The sequence below is a fragment of the Pediococcus argentinicus genome (assembly GCF_001437605.1).
In the GTDB taxonomy this organism is placed as follows: domain Bacteria; phylum Bacillota; class Bacilli; order Lactobacillales; family Lactobacillaceae; genus Pediococcus; species Pediococcus argentinicus.
On the sequence record NZ_JQCQ01000064.1, the window covers coordinates 1 to 1779 of the forward strand.

Consider the following 1779-nt stretch of genomic DNA (forward strand, 5'->3'; position numbering starts at 1 on the left):
TTTTGAGAGTAGACCTCTCAAAACTAAACAAAACTTTGACATAGTAGTAGGTTTCCGTTTCTTCCTTAGAAAGGAGGTGATCCAGCCGCAGGTTCTCCTACGGCTACCTTGTTACGACTTCACCCTAATCATCTGTCCCACCTTAGACGGCTAGCTCCTAAAAGGTTACCCCACCGGCTTTGGGTGTTACAAACTCTCATGGTGTGACGGGCGGTGTGTACAAGGCCCGGGAACGTATTCACCGCGGCATGCTGATCCGCGATTACTAGCGATTCCGACTTCATGTAGGCGAGTTGCAGCCTACAATCCGAACTGAGAATGGTTTTAAGAGATTAGCTAAACCTCGCGGTCTCGCAACTCGTTGTACCATCCATTGTAGCACGTGTGTAGCCCAGGTCATAAGGGGCATGATGATTTGACGTCGTCCCCACCTTCCTCCGGTTTGTCACCGGCAGTCTCACTAGAGTGCCCAACTAAATGCTGGCAACTAGTAATAAGGGTTGCGCTCGTTGCGGGACTTAACCCAACATCTCACGACACGAGCTGACGACAACCATGCACCACCTGTCATTCTGTCCCCGAAGGGAACGTCTAATCTCTTAGATTGGCAGAAGATGTCAAGACCTGGTAAGGTTCTTCGCGTAGCTTCGAATTAAACCACATGCTCCACCGCTTGTGCGGGCCCCCGTCAATTCTTTTGAGTTTCAACCTTGCGGTCGTACTCCCCAGGCGGAATGCTTAATGCGTTAGCTGCAGCACTGAAGGGCGGAAACCCTCCAACACTTAGCATTCATCGTTTACGGCATGGACTACCAGGGTATCTAATCCTGTTCGCTACCCATGCTTTCGAGCCTCAGCGTCAGTTGCAGACCAGATAGCCGCCTTCGCCACTGGTGTTCTTCCATATATCTACGCATTTCACCGCTACACATGGAGTTCCACTATCCTCTTCTGCACTCAAGTTTCCCAGTTTCCAATGCACTTCTTCGGTTGAGCCGAAGGCTTTCACATTAGACTTAAGAAACCGCCTGCGCTCGCTTTACGCCCAATAAATCCGGATAACGCTTGCCACCTACGTATTACCGCGGCTGCTGGCACGTAGTTAGCCGTGGCTTTCTGGTTAAATACCGTCACTGGGTAAACAGTTACTCTTACCCACGTTCTTCTTTAACAACAGAGCTTTACGAGCCGAAACCCTTCTTCACTCACGCGGCGTTGCTCCATCAGACTTTCGTCCATTGTGGAAGATTCCCTACTGCTGCCTCCCGTAGGAGTCTGGGCCGTGTCTCAGTCCCAATGTGGCCGATTACCCTCTCAGGTCGGCTACGTATCACTGCCTTGGTGAGCCGTTACCTCACCAACTAGCTAATACGCCGCGGGTCCATCCAGAAGTGATAGCAGAGCCATCTTTCAAAAGAAAACCATGCGGTTTTCTCTATTATACGGTATTAGCATCTGTTTCCAGGTGTTATCCCCTACTTCTGGGCAGGTTACCCACGTGTTACTCACCCGTTCGCCACTCACTTCATGTCATTTTCATTCGCGGTGCAAGCACCTTGAAATCATTCGACGGAAGTGCGTTCGACTTGCATGTATTAGGCACGCCGCCAGCGTTCATCCTGAGCCAAGATCAAACTCTCATATTAGATATGAGTACTTAAGCTCATTAATTGTTTGTTTTTGCGAATTGACTTCGCATAATGTTTAATTTAAAACCATTGTTTTAAATTCCCTACACTATTGATTGTCAAAATTTTGTTCAGTTTTCAAAGGTCTACA

At 48.8% G+C, this 1779-nt stretch carries 1 rRNA gene; it reads right to left on the reverse strand.

Going from position 1 to position 1779, the window contains the following annotated elements:
• Positions 1-69 precede the first annotated feature (69 nt).
• Positions 70-1646 (reverse strand): 16S ribosomal RNA (locus IV88_RS08880).
• Positions 1647-1779 lie beyond the last annotated feature (133 nt).